This is a genomic window from Paenibacillus pabuli (genome assembly GCF_039831995.1).
In the GTDB taxonomy this organism is placed as follows: Bacteria; Bacillota; Bacilli; order Paenibacillales; family Paenibacillaceae; genus Paenibacillus; species Paenibacillus pabuli_C.
Genome location: NZ_JBDOIO010000003.1, coordinates 461,154 through 486,429, shown reverse-complemented (window position 1 = coordinate 486,429; position 25,276 = coordinate 461,154). Strand labels below are relative to the sequence as shown.

Below are 25,276 nucleotides of genomic sequence, written 5' to 3'. Positions count from 1 at the left end.
TTTACGCACCTCCCTTGGAGTGATTGCGGCGCTGGAGTAAAAGTGTGGAGAGCAGGATCATAAGCATAGTGAGCGTAATGATGGCTATGGCGAGCGCAGAACCGTATCCATACCGGAAACGCAGGAAAGACGTTTCATACGCATATAACGCCATCACCGAGGAAGAGTTGCCTGGACCGCCCCCGGTCAGTGCGTAGATATGCTCGAACCCGCGCATATTGTTGGCTATACAGAGCAGTGAAGCAACGACCAGGGTAGGTTTGGCCAAAGGAATAATGATATACCAGGCTTTGCGAACTCCTGTTGCTCCATCCAGTTGAGCAACCTCCAGAACTTCCTTATTGATTGACGATAGCCCTGCCAGCATAAGCAGTGTGAAGAACCCGATGTTTTGCCAAGACAGAGGTATGGAGGCCAGCAGAACGATTGGTCCCGTCAGATCCAGCCAGGATTGCACCAATGCACCCAGGCCAAGCTTGGTTAGTCCGGCATTGAGTAAACCGTAGTTATAGTTGTAGACCAGCATCCATAGAAAAGCGATAATTACCGGGGCAAGTGTTGAGGGGAAATAGCTCATTGTCCGATGCAGCCCTTTTAGTTTTACCATCTTGGACATCAGCAGCAGAGCAAAAACAAAACCGAACCCTACTTGTCCAATCAAGCCATAGGCTGTCATCAGTACATTGTTCAGAAAGGAATGCCAGAACACATCATCCTGAAGAATTTCCTTGTAGTTTCCCATGCCGATATACGTTTTTTTGGGACCTCCTGTCCATGAGTAGAAGCTGTCTCGAAGAGCAGCAAGGATGGGAACCAGCACGACAAATGAATAGATAAGAAGACCCGGAAGCAGATATGCCACAAGCACCCAGCCTTTCGGTCGCAGCGCCTTGCCCATGTTCTCACTCCTTCAATAATAAGTTATGGTTGATTTAAAAAAGTCTCATAGGCTTGTTGAGTTTCCTCAGCCAGCTGCTCGGGTGTTCTGGAACCAGCCATTACACCTTGGATCCCCGTATTTAGCACTTCTACGATCGAAGCATCAAACCAGAGGTCAAAGATTTTAGTTGCGTCAGCTGCCGCGCTGGCCTCGTAAGCAGCCAGGGCTACCGGATGCAGCTTCCCAGTATCGAAGTCTCCGGGATCATAGGCCGGGAATCCTCCGACTTCTGCCATTAGCTTGGCGCTATCCGAACCGGTCATATACTCTAGCATCGTCATGATGGCGTCTAACTTTTCTCCGGCTTCTACCCCAGAGTTAACGCTATAATAGACACCGGCGCCTCCGGAAGAACTGAGTGGATTGCCAAGTCCGTTCTCGACGCCCGGAAAGACGGCAACTCGTGTACTCGCCTTAATCTCATCCGGAGCATTGTTCACGATATTCATTGCTGACCAGATTCCGCTGACAAAGGCAGCCGATCGACCTTCAAAGTAATAGTTAACCATGGTGTCGTTGTCGACAGAATTCAGGTCCTTATTCAGATAACCAGCTTTCGCCAGCTCACTCATGATGCCAATTCCCTGTATGAAACCTTTATCGGTAAACTTAGCACCATCGCCGTTCAAAATGGACTCCGTCCATTCCGGGCCATTGATCCGATCAGTCAACGCACTGATCCAGCTGGACATGGCGTATCCTTTGGACTTGTCTCCGTATGAGAACAGGTTAATGCCTTTTTCGGCCAGCTTTTCTCCGACATCCATCAGATCCGGCCAGCTCGATGGGAACTGGTCGTAACCGATGCTTCCGAACAAATCCGCGTTATAGTAGATCAGATGCGTAGGCCCTGCTGCAATGGGTATCCCGTAAATTTGACCTTCACGGGTTCCGGCATCCAGTGTTCCAGCACGGTAACCGTCTCGCCATTCGGGACGCTTGTCTAATTCTTCGTCCAAAGGGAGTACGATTTCGTTATCCACAAAATTGGTCATCCATGAGCCAGGTACGATAAATACATCGGGCATATCATCGGCCGCTGCTAGTGCCTGAGCTTTAATGGAATAGTCCTCGTTCTGAAGCTGCTCCTCTATGATCTCGATATTCGGATAATCTTCTCTGAACCGCTTCAGTCCATTAAGTACAGCGGTATCCTCTGGACTTTTGCCAATATTGGATTCCTGATACCTGTGCAGAAGCGATATCGTAATGGTATTGCCGCTTTCAACCGCTGATTCTTCGTTATCACCACTTCCGCAAGCACTTAGCACAGACGATGCCACCACCATTAACCCCAGCATGAATGACCGTTTGTTCAAATCTCTCCACTCCTTTGGATGCATTTTCAGATCATATAGAATCCAAAATTGGATACAATCCTATCCAAAAAAAATCACTTCTGAAAGATCTCTTTAAAATTCAGGACATTGGGCGCCGTTTCTGTGAAATTTAGCGAACGTTCGATTTGCCATAGATGTTCTGTCATAATGCGGGCCGCCTGCTCCCCGTCTTGCTGCTGAATAGCTGCTAGCAAATCTACATGATCATGGCAGAAGCTCTGATCCGTCCCATACAGGGCAATGATTACAGAGGTGAGCGAGATCAACTCCTCCAGAAAATGATAGTAGTAATAGTTATCCGATAGTTCTGCCAGCTTAAGGTGTATATCTACCGTGACATCCAATGCACCAACGATATCGCCTTCATGGCTAGCCTGATGCTCCTCCCGGATCAGAACCTCGAGCGGGAACAATTGCTCCGGCTTCACCGTTCTGCATAACTTTTGGACCATTGAGGTTTCGATGACCCTGCGCATTTCAAATACCTCTCTTGCTTCATCCACACTAGGACAAGAGACAAAAGCTCCCCGGTAAGGAATAACCGTGACCAGCTTCTCCATTTCAAGCCTTCTCAGCACATTTCTTATTGGCGTGCGGCTGACCTCAAAAGCCTCCGCCAGTGCATCCTCAACCAGTTGTGAGTTAGGCAGCAGTTTGTGCTGTGTGATCGCTAGTTTGATATCCCGGTAGATTTCCCTCTCCTTTCCTTTGGTCATATGCATTATCACTCCATCTCTCTTTAGGGATACATACTAATTAAGAATGAATGTTATCTTAATTGAATATTATGATAGTTTTAGTACTATTGAACGTCAAAATATGTAACGTTATTTCGGAAAAATGCACAACAAAAACTATTTTTTATTATTCTTTCTTTATGTAACACCCCAATACAAATTAAACCTAACACAATTGTGATATTTATCTACTCATTCAGGCAATTAAAAAGTTAAATAAAAAAAGCCGCTGAAATAGCGACTTTCATCGAAATCGTGTTCTTTTCCCACGACAGACGATATAGTATCAGTAATCTTACATCTCCTCCTGTTCCAATTTTGCGGTTGAAATCCCTCCATGCCTTCAAATGGTTAGCTCCGTGTCGGGCATAATGCTCTAGGTGTTCAAAGCTCCTCCAATATTGGATGAGTGTAAGTCCGCGCCCTGAAAAGTGATAGGAACCATCCATGAATCCGAGCTCCTCTTTGTTCTGGTACAGCTCCTGAAGCATTGGGGACATGGCATTTCGTAACAGGCAGCCATTTATGTACCGCCCACCATTTGTTAATCCGAAACCCAATTACGAATACAACGAAGGAACGCACCGTGACTCACAATTATGATATTCTGGTCTGAGTGTCTGCCTGATATGTCGGTAAGGCGCGGGTCGGTTACTTAGCTCAATGATACTTATCCCTTTTCTTTCGAGTTCTCATGAATAAGACGGAAATCACCGCAAGAATTATTGCAAATACGATATACAAATCAATATCCTGCTCAAACATAAACCACATCTTGTGTTCTAAATTCACTTGTTGTTTTGGCCCGAACCCTTCACCAAATAGTTCAGTTGCTTGGTTAAGATTATTCATTTCGATTGTCGTACTGCACGGACTACTGCTTAATTCGCCATCCATTTCACTAATGTATATGAAGTATTTGTTGCCTTCCTTGAAATCAAAGCCCCAAATGTAGTCAGTTGCGACAATGATTTGAGAATCAACTTCAGTTTTCCAACTTCGTTCAACTTCCACTAATATGTATCTAACTTTTTCTTTGGTTCCCATTATCCCTTCTTGCTTCAAGTCAACTTTAATTTGCATTACTTCACCGTAAACAGCTCCACTATATCTCTCTAACCCTTCTTGGAGGCTTCCCTTCTCAGCACAGGATAGAGCTTTAGCATCTTGTCCATATGAAAAAAAGATTATGGTAGTGAAAAGATATATTAACGTGAGAAAACGATGTTTCAATTTCTCCACCTACTTATCAGACTTATTTCGTACATCTTATTGACTATTTCTACATACAAAATGTTGCACTAATCTGCCCGTTAGCTTAATTAAGCAGATCAATTGTATTCCGGGCTTGGGAGTGGTGACAAAGATGGAAGTATAGCATGTCTAGAAGTCGACTAGGAGAACCATGTTTGGGACCGAAAAAAAGACGTTGTCATACGCTATGACAACGTCTTTTTTAGTTAACAGATTCACTTTCCTCTGCTTCAAACCTATTTTGATCGCATCACGCATTAAAACTTGGTCCAATCCAGACGTGGAAGGGCTTTTCTTTCAAATAAAGTTAAATTTGAGACCCAAACTGTACCAACAGCTCAGCATGTTCTTGAGCTAATCCCTTACCACTCTTGGCTTGCACTTGATGGATAAATCCGTTTATTGCGCCCTTTTTCCCTCCCTCATTACCCGATTCATCGGCTCTTTGTACTTTGATCAATTGTTCCTTCAATCTCTCAGCCAGCTCTTGATCATTAGATAGGAACTTGTCAATAAGTCCTGCAATGCCTTCATAGGTAAGGATCACTTCATAAGAAAAGGAGGACTGTTCTGCGTTCCCAGCTATATCATTCACAGATGCATTAACCACATGCACCCCAATACCCGTCAAATAGGCGGGGCGATCTGCAAGCACAGCATCGCAATCACTTTTGGCTACACCTGATAATGCATCTAGAGCGGAACATTCGATCCGAATCACATCATGCACTTCATAGACGGCTTTTCCTGAAAATTGAATTACGGGGGCCGTTTTGTCTATCTTGACTTCGGTAGTAGTAGGTGCCCCGGACACGCCATATGCCGATTTTGCCCCATAAGTTACTGACGTTACGCCTTCTGCGCTTACTGTAAACGCAGTGGTACCCCCTACGGTCTCACGCTGATCAATTCTCTCAGCCCCCGTAGTTTCGTAGAAGAGGGAGGCCGCTCCTTCCGAGCTCAACGTTATGGAAACATCTTCATGATGCCAGCCCTGCTCATTTGCCTGTGGATTAAAGGTAACTTCAGTCAAAGGGACCGTATTATCCTTAACTGTTACGGAAAAATCGTCATAGTAAGCTGTTGAGATATTATAGCGGCTGGTTACTGCGATCAGTCTGGCATAAGCCGTTCCTTCCGGTGCCGTACCGCGGAGGGTTACGTTTTGCCATTGGTGAAGTCGCGATTCATCCAGATGCGTTTCCAAAGTGGACAAACTCTGCCCTTCCGCATTATAAAATCTGAACATGAACCCGGGCTGGCCTGATTCAATATAGATTTGAGCGCTTGCGGTATACTCTCCCCCAGGCGATAATGCGATTGGATCGCTTTGCACCGCGACAGAGGCGGTACGGATCAGATCCGTTGTTTTCAGGCTGTAGTCACCCGCATAGCTCTTGTCGCCGCTTCGCCCAAAATAAACATCCCCGCTGGTCGCAAACATCGAAGTCCAGCCCGGCAGCTTTCCGCTTCCTTCCGGCTGCTCCACCCCGGCATTGTTTACCGGCAAAGGCAGTTCCGGCGTTTCAGGTACAATCTCTCCATCGATATTGATTCTATAGAGAATCGTATTCGTTGCGAGATCGGTGAAATAAAGATTGCCATCCATTCCAAGATCAAATCTCGATGCATCCGTTAATGTTCTGAAATCCAGCGTTTCCGGATCAATCACCGTCAGCTTGTTGTTAAACAGCACATACAAAAGTCCGTCTTCCGACCACCGCATCGGATGATGGTGCCACTGGGTGTAATAAAGCTTTGGATAGATTTTTTTATATTTTACAAGTTTGTACGTGTCCGGATCGATCGCAAAAATATATTCATAGGATGCTCCCCAGATCAGGCCATCCGGTCCGAGAGACAGGTCTCCAATGAAAATGGGATCGATAAGTTCGGGAATATCCAGGGTAAACTCCGTAATTTTCTGCTCATTCTGAACATCCCATACAAAAATTTTGGCCTCCTGTTCGCTTGGCGTGGAGCCCAGTCCTCCCCTGATGGTCGTTGATCCAAAAATCTTTCCGTCCACATAAGCGGTACTAAGCACACTCTGATTTTGGACTACGTTACGATGGACTTTGGTTTCCCCTGTCGCTGTATCATGGACCGTAAGCGATCCTCCCAACGTACCGTATCCAGAGATGGTCGAAATAAACAGTTTACCGTCCCCTTCAGACATATGCACAAGCCGTTCCTGATCGTTCCCGAGTACAGCGAGACGCTGCGGATTCGTGCTTCCCGGTTCTTGATTCAGATCATAAACGTACAAGCCACCTTCCGGGTAGACTCCCATATAGACTTTGTTTCCAATTGGATACACACTGTCCGCCTGACCTATGCTGAAAGGTTTTGCCGTCATGGTCTCTAAGTCAACCAACGAAGACCTTGCTTGGGAACCCGTTGTTATCAGCTGTGTATTCGATACGCTTTGAAGCCGGTTGACAACACCCGGCAATCCCGGGATGATCGGCGGTTTTACAATTACTTTTTGGGTATCGATATTCAGCATGGCTACCCCGCCATCATATCGGACCGTAACAAGTGTTTTTCCTGGCAGTTCTGGATTGTTCTGAAACTCTACCCAATCCGCGCCTCTGAATCCGCTCTCATAGGTCATGCCGGTTTCCTCTACCTGATGCGTTGCCAGGTCAAAGGTTTTCAGTTTTTTCTCTGACATGTAGTACAGCTTTCCATCGACTGAGTCGGTCGCATGAAGGCCGGTTACCTGCTGGAGCTCCACATCAAGCCATGATCCTGTTGTGGTATCGTAGATGTAACCCTCACCCGGTATACCGCTTCCATCCGTATAACGGGCGAATAAATAACGATTATCAATCGTGCTCAGATCGTATACCGTATCGTTTTTGACGGTAAGCGAAGCGGCGATATCCGTTTTTTCACCTGTAGCCAGATCCACACGCACGATCTGTTCGTGGGCCGTACCGGCATAAATATATCCCCCCTGGTAAGCAATGGAGCGCACATACTCCTGGTCAAGCGCGCCAATAACGCGGCCGTAATCCCTCACTTGCTTGGTGGCTGGGTCATACTGCCAAACCTTGCCGCCAGGATAAGTTCCGACGTACACTCTCCCCTGTTCATCTGTCGTGATGCTGTTGGAGACAGACTGCCCCTCAAATTGGGCCACTTGAACGGCCTCATGGGTGACTGGAGAATACTCCCATAACCGAGCACCCGATCCTTCGGCCGCCACATAAAGCGTACCGTTCGGCGCAACCGTATGAGCCCAGGAGCTTTCGGATGGCGCAAGAGAAACGGTCCGAAGCAGTTTGTACTCTTCGAGGTCAATCACATTAAGGAAGCCCGGCTTTCCTTTGCTTGTGGCATACATCACCGGTTTTCCATCCTCGTAACCTACGGTTCCGTTAAAGACAGCTACCGTGTAGTTGTTGGGAATAAGTAATTCTTCAGGTTCGCTGAAGTTTTTTTGAGCAAGTTTGGATTCCTCCGCTTGGGCAGGAGCAGGCTTGACGGGAAACATCGCAAATACAAGTAAACAACTCATGAACATGGTGATCAGGTTGAAAATAGGCCTTTTCATCACTTATCTCCCCTTCTTCATGTCATTAAAAATACTTGATTAACGTGGCTAGGGTCCCTTGAGCCGAATCGGATTGGTAATTTCCGTAGGCTTCAAATGCTTCTTCCAACGCATACATATGCGTGATGGCGGGACTTACCGTAATTCGCTTATCCGCAAGCAACCTGACGTACTCGTCCATATTTCTTCCTTCCGTCCACCGCACGAAACCGATGGGATAATCCTGATTGTCTTTCTCGTACTGCATGTCGTACCTTCCCGGCCCGCCCGCTCTCGAGATAAGGACCTGGGCTTCTTTGCGAAACATTAAATCTCTTGAAAACTCCATGGACAAATCACCGACGATCACGACTTTTCCCCGGTCACGGAGCCACTCAAGCGCCTTGTTAATCAGCGTTTCTCCGGGCCCGCCAGCACATAAAAGGATGGAATCAAATCCGAATCCCCCCGTTTCGTTCATCACAAAACGTTCCACTTCCTCTTCACTCGAAAAGCTCGCTTGAATTCCCATCTGGTTCCGAAGCAGCTGAACCCGCGCTTCGCTCAGATCGAATGCAGCAGTGTGGCATGCACCAGCAGCAGCAATCTGGGCCACCAGATTACCGAGAATTCCCAGTCCAACAACAAGCACTTTGTCGCCGAACCTCACGTCGGCTGTGCGCAGCGCATGTATGGCAATCGCTCCGAGCCCTGTAAATGCGGCCTCCTCAGGTTTGACATGATGAGGCACTTTGGTTATCAGATTAGTCGGTACCGAAATCACTTCTGCATGTCTTACGTAGGGCACACCGTAACAAGCCACTCGGTCTCCCGGAAGAATATCGCTGACTTCACTTCCTGTTTTCTCCACAATCCCAACAGCACTATAGCCAAGGAATACGGGAGATAAGCCTGATCTCTTAATCGCACTCATCTCCGTACCTGGACTAATCCCCGAATATTCGGTTCTCACTTGGACATGTCGTTTGTTCAGTTCGGGGATATCCGATTGTAGTATCGTGACTTTTCCTTCCTTCGCGGCAACGATTTTCATTCGATATGGCTCCTCCTTATGTCTATTTAGCCTTTCTCCGAACCGAGCATCACCCCTTTGGCGAAATACTTCTGAGCAAACGGATAGATGAGCAGAACCGGAATCATGGAAAGCACGATAGTTGCGTTTTTGATGGACTGAGGGGCCAGCGCCGATCGATCCACGAGTCCCGCGTCGTTTTCTGCGCTGTAGATCAGCATATCCCGCAGCACGACCTGCAAAGGATATTTGTCCGGATCGTTCAAGTAAATCAACGGGAGAAAAAAGCTGTTCCAATGCCCCATGAAATAAAAAAGTCCGATGGAAGCAAGCGCAGGTTTGGATAAGGGAATGACAATGTTGAACAGAATTCGGTATTCGGAAGCACCGTCGATCAAGGCTGCTTCGCGGATCTGGGAAGACATGTTTTCGTAAAAGCTTTTCAAAATGATCAGCTCCATTGTCCAAATGGCATTGGGAAGCACAAGAGCCCAAACCGAATCTGTTAACCCCAGCTGCTGCACGACCACATAAGTGGGAATAATGCCGGGATTCAGGAACATGGTTAGAACAATGGTCATCATAAAGAACTTACGTCCGAAAAATCCTTTTTGGGACAAGGGGTAAGCGGCAACAGCCGTAAAGAGTAAGTTCACCAACGTGCCGAATGCCGTATAGAAAATAGAATTCAGGTAGGCTCTTGGAATCGTGTCATTTTTAAGCACCTCGATATAAGCCTCAAGGTTTAGACCTTTCGGAAAAAGAAATACCTTACCTTGAATGACCGCTGCTGTATCGCTTAAAGAAACGGCAGTGATGTACACGATGGGATAGAGCGTCGCTACAGCAACAAGACAGAGTATCAGTGTATTAATGACACTAAAAACAGATATTTTGCGCTCTCCTACCATAAGCCGTTTCCTCCCAGCCGTTTGCTGAGCGCATTGGCGGACAGCAGCATCACCATTGCCACGAGCGCTTCGAATAGTCCTACAGCGGCTGCATAACTATAATTCGATTCAAGCAGCCCTTTGCGGTAAACATAAGTTGAAAATACGTCGGCAACGTCATAGGTCATCGGATTGTACAGCAGCAGTACTTTCTCATAACCGACGCGAATCATGGAGCCGGTTTTCAATATAAACATGATGAGCATCGTGGGAAACAATCCAGGAAGCGTTATATGGCGGATCATATGGAAACGGCTGGCGCCGTCCACCTTGGCCGCTTCATAGAGCGTAGGACTGATTCCCGCAATCGCCGCCAGATAAATGATCGATTCGTATCCTGCGTTCGCCCATATTTCCGAAATGACATAGATTGGACGGAACCACCCCGGATCAACAAGAAAGTATTTTTTCTCAAAACCGAACGCAGCCAGCATTTGATTCAAAATACCATGGTTTGGAGAGAGAAAATCGATAATCATGCTGCTGATAATGACCACGGACAAAAATGCTGGCAAATAACTGAAGGTTTGAACGGATTTTTTAAACCATTTGTTTCGGACTTCGTTCAGCAGAAGGGCAAGCATGATCGGAAAAGGAAAGCCGAAAATGAGTGAATACATCCCAAGGAGAAGCGTGTTCCGGAACAGGATCCAGAAGTCTTGGTTCGTAAAAAACGTGATGAAATGCTTAAATCCCACCCATTCGCTGCCGAGCACTCCCGTAAATACGCTGTAGTCTTTGAAGGCAATAATCAGTCCATATAGTGGCCCGTAACGAAAGATGACGTAAAATAGGATGCAAGGAAGAAACAGCAGAAGCAGCTGCCTGTCGCGCTTGATATGATTCCACGTTTTTCTAAGACGGCTTCTGAAGCTCTTCTTTGGCACTGCATTATGGTAAGCTGCTGAATGTTCCGTGCCGATGTCTGCCATAAGATTTTCGCCTCCAATACCTTTTCCCATAAGGAGAGTAACGTTCCTTGCATCGTCCCCTCCTGTTGATTCACAGGCTTAAGGCCTTTTATTTGGACTCATCGTATCTTTTTTGAGCTTCATTATAGATCGTCATCAGTTCCTCCACACCGCTTTTTCTGATTTGGGCTTTGAAATCCTCCCACTCGGCATCTCCATATCCGGCGTCAAGAATATATTTCGCGTTAAATTCTTCAGCTGATTTTTGCAGCGAGGTCTGCAGCTCGGCAATCTTGGACGTTTCTTCGTCCGTGAAATTAAGGATGGGATCCAGCGGTTCAAAACGATCCTCGTTCACGATTTTATCCTGCGCCTCCTGCTCTTTTTCCGAGAAACGATAGTAAATGCTTCGATGGTCCGGTCTTAGGTACGCTCCTTCCAGCCACATGGCATAACGATCCTCAAGCACGGTAATATCCACAAGTGGAAGATCCTTCAGCTCCGGGTAGACCGGATATCCGTCCTCGCCCCATTCGAAGTTAACCCCTTCCACCCCGATGGTCATCAATTCACTTCCGGATGGGCTGGTCAGATAGTCGAGCAGTTTGAGCGAGGTTTCTGTATTTTTGTTCTTGGCTACGGCAACGCTGAAATCCGAAACTTCTGGCAGTGTTCTGATATTGCCGGTCGGTCCGACGGGATTGGCATACCTGAGGTCATAGTCTGGATTTTGCTCTTGGATCTGGTTGTAAAAGAGATCAAGGCGTCCAATCCAATCAAACGTGACAAACGATTGGTCCGTCGTCATCTTGGTCGTCCAGGAATCCTGCGTATCCGTCAAAAATTCTGGATCAAGTAGTTTTTCGTTGTACAGCTTCTTCATAAAATTGAGCATGTCCTTATGCTCTTGCTGTACTGCAGCGTACTTCCAAGTGCCATCTTTTTCATCGTAATAGGCCGGGTACTGATCCGTGTTGCCGAGCCCCCAGCCGAAGGCCCAATCCCTGAAGATATTGGCCAAGCTTTTTGATGCGTACGGGTAGGAATCGGGATACGCTTCTTTTACTTTTTTCAATGCTTCGTAAAACTCGTCCGTGTTCGTCCATTCCTTGATACCAAGCTCATCAAAGATATCCTTCCTGTACATAAATCCGTGATTCACCTTGCGATTCAGATTGTAAATAGGCCAGGTATATACATTGCCGGCTTCATCGCCGAAGGATTTGATGACCCAGTCATTTTCTTCCATATACAACTTTTTGAAGTTAGGGAGCTGATCAGCGTATTCATTAATGGCAACTACACCGTTTTGTTTGCCGATTTTTTTGAGTTCGGCCGGTTTTAGCCCTGTAAAAATGTCCGGCAGCTTACCGGATGCCACAATGACTTTTAATTTATCCTGGTAGGTTTGTGGGGAATAGGTTTGAAAGTTAACTTTGATACCGGTCCGTTTTTCAAGCTCCTGGACGACCAGTTTGCTCGGACCGAGATCCTTCGCGTTGCTTGGAAGCATGTAAGTGATGGTAGTTGGCTCATCTACAAGTGGCAGAGTCAAGCCACCTGTATCACCGTACTGTCTGTGTTCCTGGGGCGGCAAGGCGGCAGAACCGCCTTTGTCCGTACCGCTGCTGCATGCGGCAAGGATTGAGGTTAACAGCGTGATCGCAAGCAGCATGGAAATCCTCTTTTTCAGCTTCATCAAACATTCCTCCTTCAGATAGGTGGATCTGATTAACTTGAGCAAGGGGTCACCCTTATAAGGCTTTATCACATTTCCATGAAGACGGTGCGTCTTTGCAGCCGGCTTTGCTCTGCACACTCCAAAAACCGAATGACTTCCAGCGTTTCAGAAGGATGCACAGTGCATACGCCGTTTTTGAACAAGTTCATGACAGACTTAAGAAGTTCTTTATAACTCGGTTCAAGCGAGACATGCCGGGTGGCATTTCTGGTGTGCAGGCTAATTCCAAAAGACTCTGCGCCACGTTGGATTCCGCGGATCGTTCCCATTCTTCCCTCTTTCCAGGTTCCGATAATGAGATCATCGTAATCCGTGGAAAAGGCGGTCACCTCCCTGCATCCGGGGCCCATGATTTGATAGAGCAATTCTGCCGCATGGATGCCGTACCAAAAATAATGTCCCTGCGTCGTTTCGACGTGCATTGGGCCATACACGTCCACACCCAAGATGTCTCCTCTTGTGCATTCAGGCAGGGCTTCTGCATAACGTAAGCTCGAAGCACTCATTAACGGGGTTTGATTTTCTTCAGCAAGTTTGATGATATGACTTGCGTCTGCGGTTGATAAAGCAAAGGGCTTATCGATAAATACGGGTTTTCGGTAAGGGCAGATTGCCTTGAACTGATTCAGATGCGTCCTTCCGTCGGCACTCAAGATTAGGATCACATCGGTGCTTTCTGCAACTCGCTGCATCGTGGGCATCAATCTCACTCCGTATTCTCGCGTCATCCGGGCGGTGAAAGTGTTAACACGGCTCACGCTGAGCGGAAAATCCGGAGATCCGCCCGCATATGCGGCCGTCACGGTCACATCTGAAAAAAGAGTATCCTGGCTTTCGTGAAGAAAACGGGTAAATGCCAGGGCATGCGAGCTGTCAAGCCCGATGATTCCGATATTCATGGCTGAGAAGGAGAAGCAAGCCTAAGCCACTCATCCAGATGCTGCTTCACAAAATCGTCATCATGAAGGTGAGGATACTGGAGGTATACACGATCGATCTCCTCTTTTTGCCCTTCGGATAAAGTCTCCTGCGGATTCAGGCACCAGATTCCTCTCATGAGCCCCTGCCTTCGAAGAACCTCGTGTATCCCCGGTATACAGCCGGCAAACTGATGGGCAGGATCAAAAAAAGCGGCATTGGCATCTGTAATCTCCACGTTGCGCGTGAGCCATTCCAATGACAATAGCGATCCCTTTTGCCCGCGGAGACGTTTCACTTCTTCGAGCAGCTGGACCGCTTTATGTGTCCAGACAGCGAAGTGACCCAGCAGCCCGCCCACGATCTGTTTCTCAATGGTGCCTTCTTCCGTTTCAAAGCGATAGGTTGTGAGTAGATCAATGAGGATGTTGTCGTCGTTTCCCGTGTACAGCGCAATGTCATCCCGACGGCTTGAGCAGCAAACTGCTCGCACGACATCGATGGTTTGATATCGGTTAAAAGGAGCCATTTTGATGGCGACGACATTATCGATTTCGGCAAAAGCCTGCCAAAAAGCGAAGCTCAACATACGGCCGCCGACAGAAGGTTGAAGATAAAATCCGATCACCGGCATGATTTCGGCTATCCTTTCCGTACGCCGAAGCAGTTCATTCTCGCTCCATACGTCAAGTCCACCCATGCTCAGCAGGGCAGCATCATATCCGAGGCCTTTGCTGATCTCAGCTTCTTCCACCGCCTGTTCCATGTCCCCACAGATGCCTGCCACTTTAATGAAAGGCCGTTGTAGGCGGGCTTGCTCCGTTTCCTCCGCCGCCAAGCGGAGCACACGTTCGTAGAGGTTAACCTTAGGATCCCGAATCTCGAATTGGGTAGAATGCACGCCAACTGCAACTCCGCCGGCTCCTGAAGCGATATAATATTGGGTCAGCAGCCTTTGATAGACTTCATCCAGCTCTCTGCGTTCATTCAAGGCAAGCGGATGAGCAGGAATGACTAGACCTTCATGGAGTGCAGCTGCCTGCTCCGGCGTAAGTAATGCTTGTGTTTTGTGCACTAAAACCTCCCCTTTCTTTCCGAAAAATGGGTTGGTTTATTCCACGTATGTCCGCCTGATTCAACCCATTCGGCAATGAAATCAATCATTTCCAGCAGGCTTACTCTCGGATAACCGAACTCACGATACGCCTTGGCTGCATTACTGAGCAGCGCCGTTTCGGATTCGCTTCCCTCAAACGATGCAGGAAGACCAAACCTGTCGGCAAACTGCTGGGCCGCCCAGCGAACTGACATGGTCTCAGGGCCGGTCACATTCAAAATTTCGGGAGGGCTTTGGCACTTGAGCAGGCTCCTTAAGGCCATCTCATTGGCATCACCCTGCCATATTACGTTGGCATGCCCCATCGCAAGCGAAACCGGCTTGCCTTCGTGGACTTTTTTGGCAATTTCGAGAAGCACTCCATAACGCAAATCAATGGCATAGTTTAAGCGGTACAACAGCATCGGCGTGCCATACTTGTGAGAGAAGTATTCAAATATCCGCTCTCTCCCCAGTGTGGATTGTGCATATTCTCCGAGAGGTTCAGGAGGTACCGATTCATCTACTCCTCCGAGACCCACCGGGGAAAAAGGATACACGTTACCTGAAGAAAAAACGACGATACGCGAATCTTTATACTTTTTTGCCACTCTTCCGGGCAAGTAAGTATTCATTGCCCATGTAAAATACTCTCTACCCGTTGTACCAAACTTGTTGCCTGCCATATATATGATGTTTTCCGCTGCTGGCAGCTGCATTAACTCTTGATCGTTTAGAAGATCGCAGGAAATCGTCTGTACACCAGCACTTTCAAGATCGTTCTTCACCTCCTGATCCTGAAATCGGGATACAGCCGTCACTTTCTTGTTCATTCCACCCGCCTTGATGGCTTCTGCGGCCAATTTAGCTAGACTCGGACCCATCTTCCCTCCTGCGCCTAATATAAGAAGATCCCCTTCCACTTTATGTAAGTCGTTGATTAGCCGGTCTGATGCCTCCGAAAGCTTTGCTTCCAATTCAGCCACGGTCTTCATCCGAATACGGTCACCTCTCCTTGTTAAGGCTTATAATTGGATCATATGTGGTACTTATTTTCAATAAGAAATTAGCATATACCGTATTATCTGTCAACTGGTTCTTTTGTAGTTCATAAAAAAGCACTTCCCAAAGGAAGTGCTTTTTTATGTCGCCTATTCGTTTTTTATAAATGGAGACTTTTGGATGGAAGCAGCACTTCAGCAAGGCCTTCTTCATCCGTTAAATAAGACATATACTGCTTCAGGCTTTCTCCGAAACGGATCTGGGTTTGCATGGAAATCGACAGATCGCGATACGTCATGTATTTCGAACTATAGTCTCGATGAAGCTCCAACCTGGACGGTTTGTTTTTAAGCTCTACAGAAAACGCTTCCGTAATATATCTGCTTGCAGGTAAACTGTATGTGTTCTGCCTAATATAGGTCTGTGCCTCATCTGAAGTGAGATAATTCACAAAGCAGGCTGCCGTGTCCTTATGGCTCGATTCTGCGCTCAGAGCAATGGCTGTGGACAGAAGAAGTGTCTTATCATTCTTAAAATGCGGCAGCTGAGCGATATCAAAGGAAAAATTCGCATTCTTCAGCTCATTAAGCATGTAATATGTGGTTAGCATGACCGATATCTTCTGCTCTTTAAACAATTTCTCAGCTTCGAATTCACCTTGTGCCAAGGCCAGTGGAAATATTCCTTCCTCTGTCACAAGATCCCTGAGCCAGCGTAATCCTTCTGTGGGCAAGGCAGTTCCGTTCTGAGCTGAACTGGTTTCAATCGAAGATGGATCATCCTCATTTTGCATCCAGAAAATGGGCCACCGATTCATGGAAAATAACTGAAATGCGATGCTGTATCGATGAGGCGCCTTAAGCTCCCTGAGCAGCGTTGCAAGTTCATCCCAGCTCCAGCTGCTGTTTGGTTCTCCAAGTCTTTTCTCCCTCAGATGCTCCTTGTTGTAACACAAAATAACAGGTGAGTACACGAAAGGCTGTGCTGCCAGCACACCCGATTCCTTCTCAAAATAAGATGTAAGAAAAGGGTATATATTATCGTGCCGATCCTGGTCAACAAACAAATCAAGATACCTTTTTTCCTGGAATTGATACATATCCTGCAAGTTGATGGTTAACGCATCGACAATCCCCAGTCTGATAAGATTGGCGATATTGTCTGAATTCATATAAGGAAGCTCAATCGTTTCCACATGAATATGTGGATGCTTCTCGTGAAATCGGTTAATTAGCTCTTCCATTCCCGCTTCTTTATACAACGAGGGATATACACCAAATCGGATGGTTTCTTTGGAGGTAGGCTTTGTCACCTGTGTGCCCACCCTGGGAATTTTAACAATCAATCCCTCCTGAACAAGCTCATCCAGAACGAATCTCACGGAGTTTTTGCTGAGTTTATACTGTTCTGTTAGTGCCAACTCGGAAGGCAGAAATTCTCCCGGACTGTATACTCCAGAGTTGATTTTTTGCTTCAGGTCAGCAGACATATGTCTGGTTCTGGTCTGAAAAGTATGACGATCTATTTTCGCCATTGGCCGTTCCACCTATCCTCTTCATCTTTTTATGTTCCGCTGTATTTCATTGTATTTCCTGATTATTATTTTTATTATACCAGATATGAACCAGTTTCACACGCTGTGTGTAAATTAATTCACCTAAAATACATTTTAAAATACTCACACCTCGATGGATCATCTGGATGAAGCAAAATATCAGCTAATCGGAACAAAAAAAACCGCCATTAGATAAGCATATGTGGCGGTTTTGCAAAGTGACCAATCCGGCTTTAACCCATTCCTCTGAAGTTAGTTTTCCTCAAATGTTCAATGACTTTCTAGTTACCTAACAGTTTAAAGCGTTTAATCGTCCAAAGTTGTATTTTCACTTCACCACTAGAAGTTTTCATTAGAATAATATTTGGATCAGACGTAAGTTCATATTGACCTATGTAATACTCTCCACTAACTAAGTGTATAGATATAGATGAATTATGAGTAACCAAGGCCTCTAGAAAATTGTTTAGCAACATGTAACTTCCCCCTATAAATAAGTGAAAGAACCCTGACAAATAGCTATACTTTCTAAAACTTACCCGTTTTCTAAAACTCCAAACATTCTATAAATAGTGACCTGTTCTATCCTGCCCAATAGTTGAACAGCTCCAGATCTCTAAATGAGAGTTCGCCGCTAACACAGGATAAAAGAATCGGCGATAGAGTTCTCTCCGTCGTTAACCGCGTAGATGTACACTACCCCTTTAGATAGTATCTATCATTAAAGTGCGTACTATATTTTTATTTGCGCTCATTTTATACTAACCTTACTTTGAATTGAGGAGAGAAAAAAATGACTAATATCAAAACCTACAATCACGACCTTTGGGATCACGGTATCGCTCAGGGGTACAGCGTCAACGGCACGGTTTACATTTCGGGACAATTTTCCCACGATACGGAGGGCGCCTTTGTTGGCGAAAACGATATCGAGGCACAAACCCTGCAGACGCTGAAGAATCTCGATCGCGTGCTAGCAGAGTTTGGTATCACGAAGTCAAACCTCGCTTATGTGGAAATCTATCTGACCAACGCGCAAGAGCATATCGAGACATGCATCCAACTCTTCAAGGAATATATGGGACAACACCGACCGGCCGGTAGCTGTATTGGCGTGACATTCCTGGCATCTCCTGAGCAACTGATCGAAATCAGCGCCGTCGCACACATGGCCTAATCTCAAGTACTGTATTTTTTATGTCACACCAAAACTGGGGTTTTAATCACCAGTTAGGGTAAAGAAACTGCAGCCGCTCAATTGGTCGGCCGCAGTTTTATTTATATTTAGCTATCGTTTCCCGTTAGCGTAATCGTTTAGCATTCCTGAAGTGAATAGTGCAGGACAAAGAATCCCACAGGTTCTTCCTCAAAATATAATAAGATAAGCCAATAACGCTGGATTTTTGCTTTATCGTTTTTTATTGTGCTATCCTGCCACCAATTAGTTGAACAAAAGAAGCCGACCACATGGGTCGGCTGCCTTCTTTGGTTATAATAAGCCTCTTTTTAAATACAAAACTGCTAAACGCCCCTGCCTTCTTACTGTTATATTCCTTTTAATATTGATTGCTTTCAATAAGCATTAGGATAACTGCTACTATTAGACAACAACAATGAGTGCGGGAAGCAACCTAAAAAGGGTTTTATGGAGCCTTCTAATCAGTTGTTAAAATAGTGAGACTGTTCGAGGTCGGGGATCAGTGCACGTTGCACCGGCCTCCACCCTAGAAGTTCCTGAGTTGCAGCGCTTGATCTCGGGATATCTAGCGATGCTAGCGTGCTAATGAAGCCGAAGTGAGCGACTGCCTCTTCACGAGAAATGCTAATTACAGGTACGTTAAGTTGTTTACCAATAACACCTGCAATGTCACGACGACGGCATGCAGATCTGCTGTGAGTGCCCCGGCGAAGTTCGAAAAGTCGTGATTGAATGCCAGATGAATGACACCATCCGCAGCAGCCGCACCACTACGAAGGCTGTCGAGGTCTTCGATGTCGCCATGGTGCGCTTCGGCCCCGAACTCTTTTAGTTTTGCTGCGCTATTGTCTGAACGCACAAGACCAACGACCTGATGACCTGCATCAATGAGTTCGCGTAAGACAGCGGAACCAATGTAACCTGTTGCTCCTGTTACGAAAACACGCATGATGAAATCCCCCTTAAGCGATTAACCATTGTTGTATAAAATATGATTACCACGCAATGGGTCCATCCTCATCCGAGAATGTTCCTGTTGGACCGTCCGCACCAATCATTGCAAGCCGAACCGCTTCACGGGCCCCTTGTTCAACACTACGAGTGCCAGCAAAATTATTGAGTGCAGTCGATGTAAAGCCTGGACATGCCGCATTAACCTTAATATTTGTCGATTCAAGTGCAAAGGCAAAGGCAAGTGTCACTGCATGAACTGCCGATTTTGAAGCCGAATAGGCCCCAAACATCGCACGATGCGAGTTTTCCGGAATGGAGTTCCAACTAAGGGATCCGCCAGTGCTGCCCATGTTGACGATGCGTGCTGCCGGAGCCTCACGCAAAAGTGGCAGCATGGCCTGAGTAACAGCAATGACACCAAAAACATTCGTTTCATAAACCGTACGAATGTCTTCAAGCGAAGCGATGGTCATAAGACCACTGGCCGCGCCACTGCTTGGAAAAGAATCACTCGGTTTACCAGCATGTGAAATACCCGCATTGTTTACAAGTACATCGAGACGACCAAATTCGTTCTGTATATGCTCTGCTGCAGCGACAATGGAGTCCTGATCCGTTACATCAAGCTGGATAGCGTTCGCACCCGAACCGATACTTTTTGCTGCAGTTTTTCCATTCTCGGGGCTTCGTGATCCGACAAGAACAATGAATCCTTGTTCCACTAGCTCCTTCGCAATTTGTAGACCGATACCTTTGTTAGCCCCAGTGACCAGAGCGACGAGTTTATCTTGCATAGTAATAATCTCCTTTATTATCGATTGGTGAGCAAACATAAACCGAAGTTGATGTGTCAACCTGAAACGATACTAACACGTTGAAGTTGACACGTCAACCATGTTATTATGCTTCTATGGATAAAAACGAACTAAATGAAGAAGAAATGCGAATATGGCATATGTGGAAAGGTTCCTTTCAGGCTATCTTCGGGCGTGTAGTTAAGGACATGTCCGATCACACAGGACTATCAGAGGGTGATTTCGGAGTGTTAGATCGATTAGTCCTTTTGGGGAACGGTAGCCTTCGCCAACAGGAATTAGCCGACTCTATGGACTGGGATAAAAGTCGATTATCTCATCATCTGAAGCGTATGGAAAAACGTGGGCTAGTAACGAGGAAACCACTCGACACAGATCGCGGGATTCAAGTCATGATCACTTCTGTTGGAAGATCAATATTGGATGATGCTCGTCCCTTCCTCTCCAAGGCAATACGTAAGCATTTTTTTGAACACTTAACCAATCAAGATATTGAGTTAATAACTAAGTTAGCTGAAAGGACAAACACAAGATCTTAGTTAGTTGAACAAAAAAAGCCGACCACATTGGTCGGCTGCCTTCTTGCTTTTATTAAACTATCGTTCGTTGATAGTTCAATCAAGTATGATTAGCACTGAAGAGATTACCAAGGCTGCATTCCGCCCCCCATTTCACAGCAAGCAAACGGATATTTGCTTTTCGTATACGAGGGATTGAAGCCCCACTCTCAGATTCAACTCATAATGCACATTTTCAGCATTTATACAAGGGAGTATAAGCATATCCTTAGTATGATGATCTATTACAATATTTCGATATACCCTTCTGTTCCATGCAAACGGATTCGCTGTCCATCCATTATGATTTTGGTCGCATTTTCCACACCCACAACGGCTGGTAATCCATATTCACGTGCGATAACGGCTCCATGAGTCATCAGTCCACCAACCTCCGTAACCAAGCCTTTTATGGATAAAAACAGTGGAGTCCAGCTGGGATCCGTAAAGGTGGTCACAAGTATATCGCCGTCTTCCAGATCTGCCTCCTCCATATTCAGGATTACACGCGCCCGCCCTTCAATTACGCCTGAAGAAACCGCGAGGCCGACAATCGCTTCAGCAGGGATATTTTCCCGTTTATATTTGCCCGTAATAATTTCGCCATCAGACGTGATGACACGTGGTGGAGTTAGCTTTTCATACAATTTGTACTCCTCTTTTCGTTTCTCAATCACTTGGTAATCCACTTTATGTGTGCGTACGACTTCCTGCAATTCTTCAAAAGTGAGATAGTAAATGTCTTCTTTATCACGAATAACATTGGCTTGTACGAGTCGTTCCGCTTCCTTTAATAAAGCCTGCTTATAAACGAAGTAACGACTGACAATGTCGTACTTCGGATATTCACGATAACCGATGAAATTACGGATCACGTCGATCATTTGTTTGGTTTCTTCGGCTTTTTGTTCCCCATCCGGTAATTGTTTCAATTGAGCTAATAAGTCATGTTCTTTCATTAGAGCTTGCTGTCGTCCAAGTTCAAATTTTTGTTTGCTGGCGCCAGGCTCAAGGTTTTTGATATTACTGAGGATCATGGGTACCAGAACACTTGGTTTTTCACTCCAGCGTGTTCGTGTAATATCAATCTCTCCGGCACATCGCATTCCATATTTATTAAGAAAAGCAGCAATAGCTTCATATACGTGCTGGCCGCCTTCGAATTGAGCCATTTTATCCATAAAATGATCATCTCTTACTTGTTGGAGGTACGCAATGATCTCCGGATAGGGACGAATCACATCGGCAACATTCAGCAGCTCCATACCCATTTCTGAAGTGATATTATTAGGTACAGATAAGGATAGAGTGTCTGCTGCATTTTTCTCACCTAACCAGTCATCCATTTTTTCATTAATCCATGCAGAAGCATGAAATGCGGCCATGATCACACTCAAATTCTTCGAATCGGACGAACGCTTCCTCCGCTGCTGCATATCTTCCAGGATACAATCAAATATATCCAACCCAGTTTTCGTTTGAATGTTATGCTTTAGCGCAGATATCGATGTCTCACTATTCTTTATCAAAGTAGTAACAATTGCCGGATCACTGCCTGCTTCTTCACGAATTTCGGCAGGAGACATGCCCTGATGGCTTTTTATGGGTCCTTGTTCGCTTTGGTCAGTCGGGTCCAATTGAATAAAATCGCCGCGTTCTATAATGGTAATAAGTGCGTCTTTGATGAGCGGATCGGAGTGCCCTAGAACGCCCAACAAATTCTGCCTGCCAGCCGATGTAGACAGCCCCTTCGTGATATCCACAAACAGCCTTCCACCCCCCGTTTTAAACATGGGCGGGTTGCCTGTTAGCTTCCAGATGGACATCCCTAGTGGTTTCATTGGATCAGTCATCATTTGCTGATGACCGACAGATACATACACGTGATTTTCCTGGTCATGTGCTTCAGGAATAGGATATAAAGTGGTGATTGGTCGGCTCTGGACAATATAAAATGTATCACCTTCAGTACACCATTCGATGTCTTGGGGACATCCGAAATATTCTTCGATCTGTCTACCCAAGCGTGCGAGTTGTAAAATTTGTTGATCCGTAAGTGTTTGCGTCTTTTGCTGATCAAGCTGGAGTTGCTTGGTCTCTGTTCCTCCTTCCTTTCGTCCATAAATCGCCACTTTTTTGGTTTCAATTCTCTTGCTGACGATTTCCCCATTCTTAACTTGGTAACAATCGGCCGATACTAAGCCGGAGACCAGCGCTTCTCCAAGCCCGAAACTGGCATCGATAGAGATCAGTTTTCGGTTGCAAGTGATGGGATCAGCAGTAAATAATATTCCTGATGCCTGTGGGAAAACCATTTTTTGAACGATAACGGATAAATAAACTTGGCTGTGAACAAATCCATTCTGCATACGGTAAATTACCGCGCGTTCGGTAAACAGAGAAGCCCAACATTTGCGAATATGCTCCAAGATGGCTTCTTTGCCCGAAATATTTAAATAGGTGTCTTGTTGGCCAGCAAAAGAAGTATGGGGCAAGTCTTCAGCAGTTGCACTTGACCGCACAGCATAGGCATATTCCTCGCCAAACCGGGAGAGAGATTGACCAACTGCTGTAACAACATCGGAAGGAATGGCCGCTTCCAAGATGGCCTGTCGAATCTTCTTGCTGATTTCATTAGCATGTTCTCGATCTTCCACTTTAAGCTCAGATAGCTGGTGTATCAAAGCATGAACCGTTTCATTTTGTTCGATGGCTTTTTGGTATCCCTCCGTTGTAACACAAAACCCTTCAGGCACGTGAAGTCCTTCCATTTTGGATAACGCCCCTAAGTTCAACCCTTTTCCGCCAACAAGCATAAGTTGTGTGTGATCTATTTCCTGAAAATCGAGAACCAGTGAATTCATTCAACCTCTCCTCTAACCAGTGAATTTAGAAAAACAAAGAGCTTGTACTGTGCGCAAACTGACCACGTATTCCACCAACCTGCGGCTCTAGTCATCAACTCTTGTTTATCGTATGTTTTTGACCTATTTCAGCTGCTTCTATACCAAAACACCTATCTTTCGATCCTCCTCCCCCCCATTTTTGGGGCAAAAATGAGCATTGACAAATCCAAGTCCAAGATGTAAAATAAAATTAAGTGGAATAAAATATACATACTTTCTTGTTTTTTTTCAATGCCGTTATGATTATATCATAGCGTTATTTTTCGTTCAATTACATTCATATAAAAATGAGATAACACTTGAATTTCTCGGGGCCATCTCTTTTTTTATATGTTCAGTTTTAATCAAACAGATATCAAGATACGAATTGGCAACACGAACCCTTCCACCACGCTGTTCTTAACTATACTATTGCAGCCTTCATTACTACACATAAAGACGGAATTACTTAGCATACTTTCATATGTATTCAAAATAGAAGTTGCGGAAAAACGATTATTTGATCCATTTAATAAAGTCAGACAATTACCAGAAGCTCCCCTGCTCCTGCACCGACTTCTAACCAAGGCTTTTTAGAAAGGAACCGCCACATTCCAAACGGGCGGTTCCTTTTCTGTCTTTACAGGACAAACTCAGTAATCATGCCACTTTCACTTAGTCCCTTATTTAGAAACCCTTAGACTAAGAAAGCTTTGGAGATGATGACTAACAGAATAAAGAGCACCAGAATAGCACCGATTGACGTGAAACTACCGTATCCCCCACCAATTCCTCCAACATTACCATTACCATATCCAACTTCACTCATGTTTCTTCCCCCTCTTTTGTGGTATGTGTTAACTTATTCAGAAATGCATCATTTGACAAGGCTATGTATTAAAAAGGGCTTGCAGCGCTGCTACTTCAGCTCTACAGTACGCATCGGGTTCGCAGTTCAATCCACCATCAGGTCTCATTCCATTTGTGGCGGCTGTACTCTCCGCTTAACTCAAAGCTCGGGGAAGAATCCAAGAACCTGATCGATTCATCGATTGTTAAACAATGATACACTTTGATTGCTACCTGCCATTATTATTATTCAGGATCCCCCGGTTCCTCATTCCCCAGATACATATCTGTTTTTTCACCTTTCGATAATCTTATAATCTGCTTTCTTAATTTGGATGGATACAGCGGATGGTTGTTGAGATTTTCAATATCAAGCCATTCATATCTCACCTGGCTGTCCTCATGCTGTAAAATAGAGTTGTCAATTAGTCCTACGTATTCGCATAGAAAAATCAAATCTACGCGATGGAACGCTTCACCATACACCCCTTCAATGACAAATTCCAATGATTGAGGAACCACATCTACTCCAATTTCTTCGGCAACCTCCCTCTTTAAGGCAGCGGTCAGTGTTTCACCCGCATTCTGGCCTCCACCAGGCATAGTATAGAAAACATCACCATCATCATCCAGGCTTCATTGCGAGCATCTTTCCTTCTTTCATAATCAATGCCTTTACTGAATTTCTTATTTTTCTCTCCATCTTTATCCCTCATTTATCATATTTCTTCATTAAGATCGCCTGCTCGTTCGTGATATCACCATATGTCAGGCCAAAGCTAGCTTCACGTTAGCACATATTACTCAACAAATTCTGAACATTCAAGTCAGATTACGTAAACGAATAAAAAGCTGTATAATAATTCGGGCTGCCTTGGCTCGTCAGTATTTTAATTGTTCTTTTTAAGAACTAGAAGGTGGAATTATGGATCTTGTATACATTTGGAAACAAGAAACGCCCGCTATGAGAACAGATAAGATAATATCTGTTGACGTAGTG

At 45.5% G+C, this 25,276-nt stretch carries 20 protein-coding genes and 1 pseudogene; 2 read left to right on the top strand and 19 right to left on the bottom strand.

Features of this window, described 5'->3' with window-relative positions; translation table 11 throughout:
- Position 1 precedes the first annotated feature (1 nt).
- The 14 genes and pseudogenes from ABGV42_RS04425 to ABGV42_RS04360 all read right to left on the bottom strand — a co-directional run bounded on the left by ABGV42_RS04425 (position 2) and on the right by ABGV42_RS04360 (position 16,997).
- The gene (locus tag ABGV42_RS04425) at positions 2 to 898 is read right to left on the bottom strand and encodes a carbohydrate ABC transporter permease (protein WP_347380558.1); all 897 of its coding nucleotides are present in this window, start codon (positions 896 to 898) and stop codon (positions 2 to 4) included.
- 23 nt (positions 899 to 921) lie between these two features.
- Positions 922 to 2,259 (bottom strand): extracellular solute-binding protein, encoded by a 1,338-nt coding sequence (locus tag ABGV42_RS04420; protein ID WP_347380557.1) that lies wholly within the window; start codon positions 2,257 to 2,259, stop codon positions 922 to 924.
- 74 nt (positions 2,260 to 2,333) lie between these two features.
- Positions 2,334 to 2,996, bottom strand: coding sequence for a GntR family transcriptional regulator (locus ABGV42_RS04415; protein ID WP_347380556.1), 663 nt, complete (start codon positions 2,994 to 2,996; stop codon positions 2,334 to 2,336).
- Between the two features lie 317 nt (positions 2,997 to 3,313).
- Positions 3,314 to 3,602: pseudogene (locus ABGV42_RS04410) on the bottom strand (monooxygenase family protein); the annotation flags it as partial.
- Between the two features lie 75 nt (positions 3,603 to 3,677).
- The gene (locus ABGV42_RS04405; protein WP_347380555.1) at positions 3,678 to 4,250 is read right to left on the bottom strand and encodes a hypothetical protein; all 573 of its coding nucleotides are present in this window, start codon (positions 4,248 to 4,250) and stop codon (positions 3,678 to 3,680) included.
- 328 nt (positions 4,251 to 4,578) lie between these two features.
- Positions 4,579 to 7,833, bottom strand: coding sequence for a hypothetical protein (locus ABGV42_RS04400; RefSeq protein ID WP_347380554.1), 3,255 nt, complete (start codon positions 7,831 to 7,833; stop codon positions 4,579 to 4,581).
- Positions 7,834 to 7,858: 25 nt separating this feature from the next.
- Positions 7,859 to 8,866 carry a zinc-dependent alcohol dehydrogenase gene (locus ABGV42_RS04395; protein WP_347380553.1) on the bottom strand — a complete coding sequence of 336 codons (1,008 nt, stop codon included), beginning with the start codon at positions 8,864 to 8,866 and terminating at the stop codon, positions 7,859 to 7,861.
- 26 nt (positions 8,867 to 8,892) lie between these two features.
- Positions 8,893 to 9,756, bottom strand: a complete 864-nt coding sequence (locus tag ABGV42_RS04390) for a carbohydrate ABC transporter permease (protein ID WP_347380552.1) — start codon at positions 9,754 to 9,756, stop codon at positions 8,893 to 8,895.
- Positions 9,750 to 10,727 carry an ABC transporter permease gene (locus ABGV42_RS04385; RefSeq protein ID WP_347380551.1) on the bottom strand — a complete coding sequence of 326 codons (978 nt, stop codon included), beginning with the start codon at positions 10,725 to 10,727 and terminating at the stop codon, positions 9,750 to 9,752. The genes ABGV42_RS04390 and ABGV42_RS04385 overlap by 7 nt, the downstream gene beginning before the upstream one ends.
- Positions 10,728 to 10,815: 88 nt before the next feature.
- Complete coding sequence (locus ABGV42_RS04380) at positions 10,816 to 12,405, bottom strand: extracellular solute-binding protein (RefSeq protein ID WP_347380550.1); 1,590 nt, start codon at positions 12,403 to 12,405, stop codon at positions 10,816 to 10,818.
- Positions 12,406 to 12,473: 68 nt separating this feature from the next.
- Positions 12,474 to 13,346, bottom strand: a complete 873-nt coding sequence (locus ABGV42_RS04375) for a Gfo/Idh/MocA family protein (RefSeq protein ID WP_347380549.1) — start codon at positions 13,344 to 13,346, stop codon at positions 12,474 to 12,476.
- Positions 13,343 to 14,440: a dihydrodipicolinate synthase family protein gene (locus ABGV42_RS04370; RefSeq protein WP_347380548.1), complete on the bottom strand. Its 1,098-nt coding sequence runs from the start codon at positions 14,438 to 14,440 to the stop codon at positions 13,343 to 13,345. Before ABGV42_RS04370 ends, ABGV42_RS04375 begins: the two co-directional genes overlap by 4 nt.
- On the bottom strand, positions 14,440 to 15,456 hold the full coding sequence (locus tag ABGV42_RS04365) for an NAD-dependent epimerase/dehydratase family protein (RefSeq protein ID WP_347380547.1): 1,017 nt from the start codon (positions 15,454 to 15,456) through the stop codon (positions 14,440 to 14,442). The genes ABGV42_RS04370 and ABGV42_RS04365 overlap by 1 nt, the downstream gene beginning before the upstream one ends.
- 167 nt (positions 15,457 to 15,623) lie before the next feature.
- Positions 15,624 to 16,997 (bottom strand): extracellular solute-binding protein, encoded by a 1,374-nt coding sequence (locus tag ABGV42_RS04360; protein WP_347380546.1) that lies wholly within the window; start codon positions 16,995 to 16,997, stop codon positions 15,624 to 15,626.
- A gap of 814 nt (positions 16,998 to 17,811) precedes the next feature.
- Between ABGV42_RS04360 and ABGV42_RS04355 the strand changes: the two genes are divergently transcribed.
- Positions 17,812 to 18,195 (top strand): RidA family protein, encoded by a 384-nt coding sequence (locus ABGV42_RS04355; RefSeq protein ID WP_347380545.1) that lies wholly within the window; start codon positions 17,812 to 17,814, stop codon positions 18,193 to 18,195.
- A gap of 649 nt (positions 18,196 to 18,844) precedes the next feature.
- Here the strand turns inward: ABGV42_RS04355 and ABGV42_RS04350 are convergent.
- Both ABGV42_RS04350 and ABGV42_RS04345 read right to left on the bottom strand, forming a co-directional pair.
- A complete protein-coding gene (locus ABGV42_RS04350; protein WP_431523601.1) occupies positions 18,845 to 19,165 on the bottom strand; it encodes an NAD-dependent epimerase/dehydratase family protein in 321 nt (106 codons plus the stop codon).
- A 46-nt stretch (positions 19,166 to 19,211) separates the two neighbouring features.
- Positions 19,212 to 19,964, bottom strand: a complete 753-nt coding sequence (locus tag ABGV42_RS04345) for an SDR family oxidoreductase (RefSeq protein ID WP_347380544.1) — start codon at positions 19,962 to 19,964, stop codon at positions 19,212 to 19,214.
- Between the two features lie 116 nt (positions 19,965 to 20,080).
- Here ABGV42_RS04345 and ABGV42_RS04340 point away from each other — a divergent pair, with 116 nt between their 5' ends.
- A complete protein-coding gene (locus ABGV42_RS04340) occupies positions 20,081 to 20,524 on the top strand; it encodes a MarR family winged helix-turn-helix transcriptional regulator (protein WP_347383140.1) in 444 nt (147 codons plus the stop codon).
- A 263-nt stretch (positions 20,525 to 20,787) separates the two neighbouring features.
- Here ABGV42_RS04340 and ppsA read toward each other — a convergent pair whose 3' ends face one another.
- The 3 genes from ppsA to ABGV42_RS04325 all read right to left on the bottom strand — a co-directional run bounded on the left by ppsA (position 20,788) and on the right by ABGV42_RS04325 (position 24,879).
- Positions 20,788 to 23,406 (bottom strand): phosphoenolpyruvate synthase, encoded by a 2,619-nt coding sequence (gene ppsA, locus ABGV42_RS04335; RefSeq protein ID WP_347380543.1) that lies wholly within the window; start codon positions 23,404 to 23,406, stop codon positions 20,788 to 20,790.
- A 718-nt stretch (positions 23,407 to 24,124) separates the two neighbouring features.
- Positions 24,125 to 24,256, bottom strand: coding sequence for a YjcZ family sporulation protein (locus ABGV42_RS04330; protein WP_347380542.1), 132 nt, complete (start codon positions 24,254 to 24,256; stop codon positions 24,125 to 24,127).
- A 266-nt stretch (positions 24,257 to 24,522) separates the two neighbouring features.
- The gene (locus ABGV42_RS04325) at positions 24,523 to 24,879 is read right to left on the bottom strand and encodes an NUDIX domain-containing protein (protein ID WP_347380541.1); all 357 of its coding nucleotides are present in this window, start codon (positions 24,877 to 24,879) and stop codon (positions 24,523 to 24,525) included.
- Between the last annotated feature and the right edge of the window lie 397 nt (positions 24,880 to 25,276).

Excerpts from the sequence above, each read along its gene's own strand:
- ABGV42_RS04385 (WP_347380551.1), bottom strand. The coding sequence starts at position 10,727 with ATGGCAGACATCGGCACGGAACATTCAGCAGCTTACCATAATGCAGTG.
- ABGV42_RS04325 (WP_347380541.1), bottom strand. The coding sequence starts at position 24,879 with ATGCCTGGTGGAGGCCAGAATGCGGGTGAAACACTGACCGCTGCCTTA.
- ABGV42_RS04360 (WP_347380546.1), bottom strand. The coding sequence starts at position 16,997 with ATGGCGAAAATAGATCGTCATACTTTTCAGACCAGAACCAGACATATG.
- ABGV42_RS04365 (WP_347380547.1), bottom strand. The coding sequence starts at position 15,456 with ATGAAGACCGTGGCTGAATTGGAAGCAAAGCTTTCGGAGGCATCAGAC.
- ABGV42_RS04355 (WP_347380545.1), top strand. The coding sequence starts at position 17,812 with ATGACTAATATCAAAACCTACAATCACGACCTTTGGGATCACGGTATC.
- ABGV42_RS04380 (WP_347380550.1), bottom strand. The coding sequence starts at position 12,405 with ATGAAGCTGAAAAAGAGGATTTCCATGCTGCTTGCGATCACGCTGTTA.
- ABGV42_RS04375 (WP_347380549.1), bottom strand. The coding sequence starts at position 13,346 with ATGAATATCGGAATCATCGGGCTTGACAGCTCGCATGCCCTGGCATTT.
- ABGV42_RS04330 (WP_347380542.1), bottom strand. The coding sequence starts at position 24,256 with ATGAGTGAAGTTGGATATGGTAATGGTAATGTTGGAGGAATTGGTGGG.
- ABGV42_RS04390 (WP_347380552.1), bottom strand. The coding sequence starts at position 9,756 with ATGGTAGGAGAGCGCAAAATATCTGTTTTTAGTGTCATTAATACACTG.
- ABGV42_RS04400 (WP_347380554.1), bottom strand. The coding sequence starts at position 7,833 with ATGAAAAGGCCTATTTTCAACCTGATCACCATGTTCATGAGTTGTTTA.
- ABGV42_RS04415 (WP_347380556.1), bottom strand. The coding sequence starts at position 2,996 with ATGACCAAAGGAAAGGAGAGGGAAATCTACCGGGATATCAAACTAGCG.
- ABGV42_RS04345 (WP_347380544.1), bottom strand. The coding sequence starts at position 19,964 with ATGCAAGATAAACTCGTCGCTCTGGTCACTGGGGCTAACAAAGGTATC.
- ABGV42_RS04340 (WP_347383140.1), top strand. The coding sequence starts at position 20,081 with ATGGATAAAAACGAACTAAATGAAGAAGAAATGCGAATATGGCATATG.
- ABGV42_RS04395 (WP_347380553.1), bottom strand. The coding sequence starts at position 8,866 with ATGAAAATCGTTGCCGCGAAGGAAGGAAAAGTCACGATACTACAATCG.
- ppsA (WP_347380543.1), bottom strand. The coding sequence starts at position 23,406 with ATGAATTCACTGGTTCTCGATTTTCAGGAAATAGATCACACACAACTT.
- ABGV42_RS04425 (WP_347380558.1), bottom strand. The coding sequence starts at position 898 with ATGGGCAAGGCGCTGCGACCGAAAGGCTGGGTGCTTGTGGCATATCTG.
- ABGV42_RS04350 (WP_431523601.1), bottom strand. The coding sequence starts at position 19,165 with ATGCGTGTTTTCGTAACAGGAGCAACAGGTTACATTGGTTCCGCTGTC.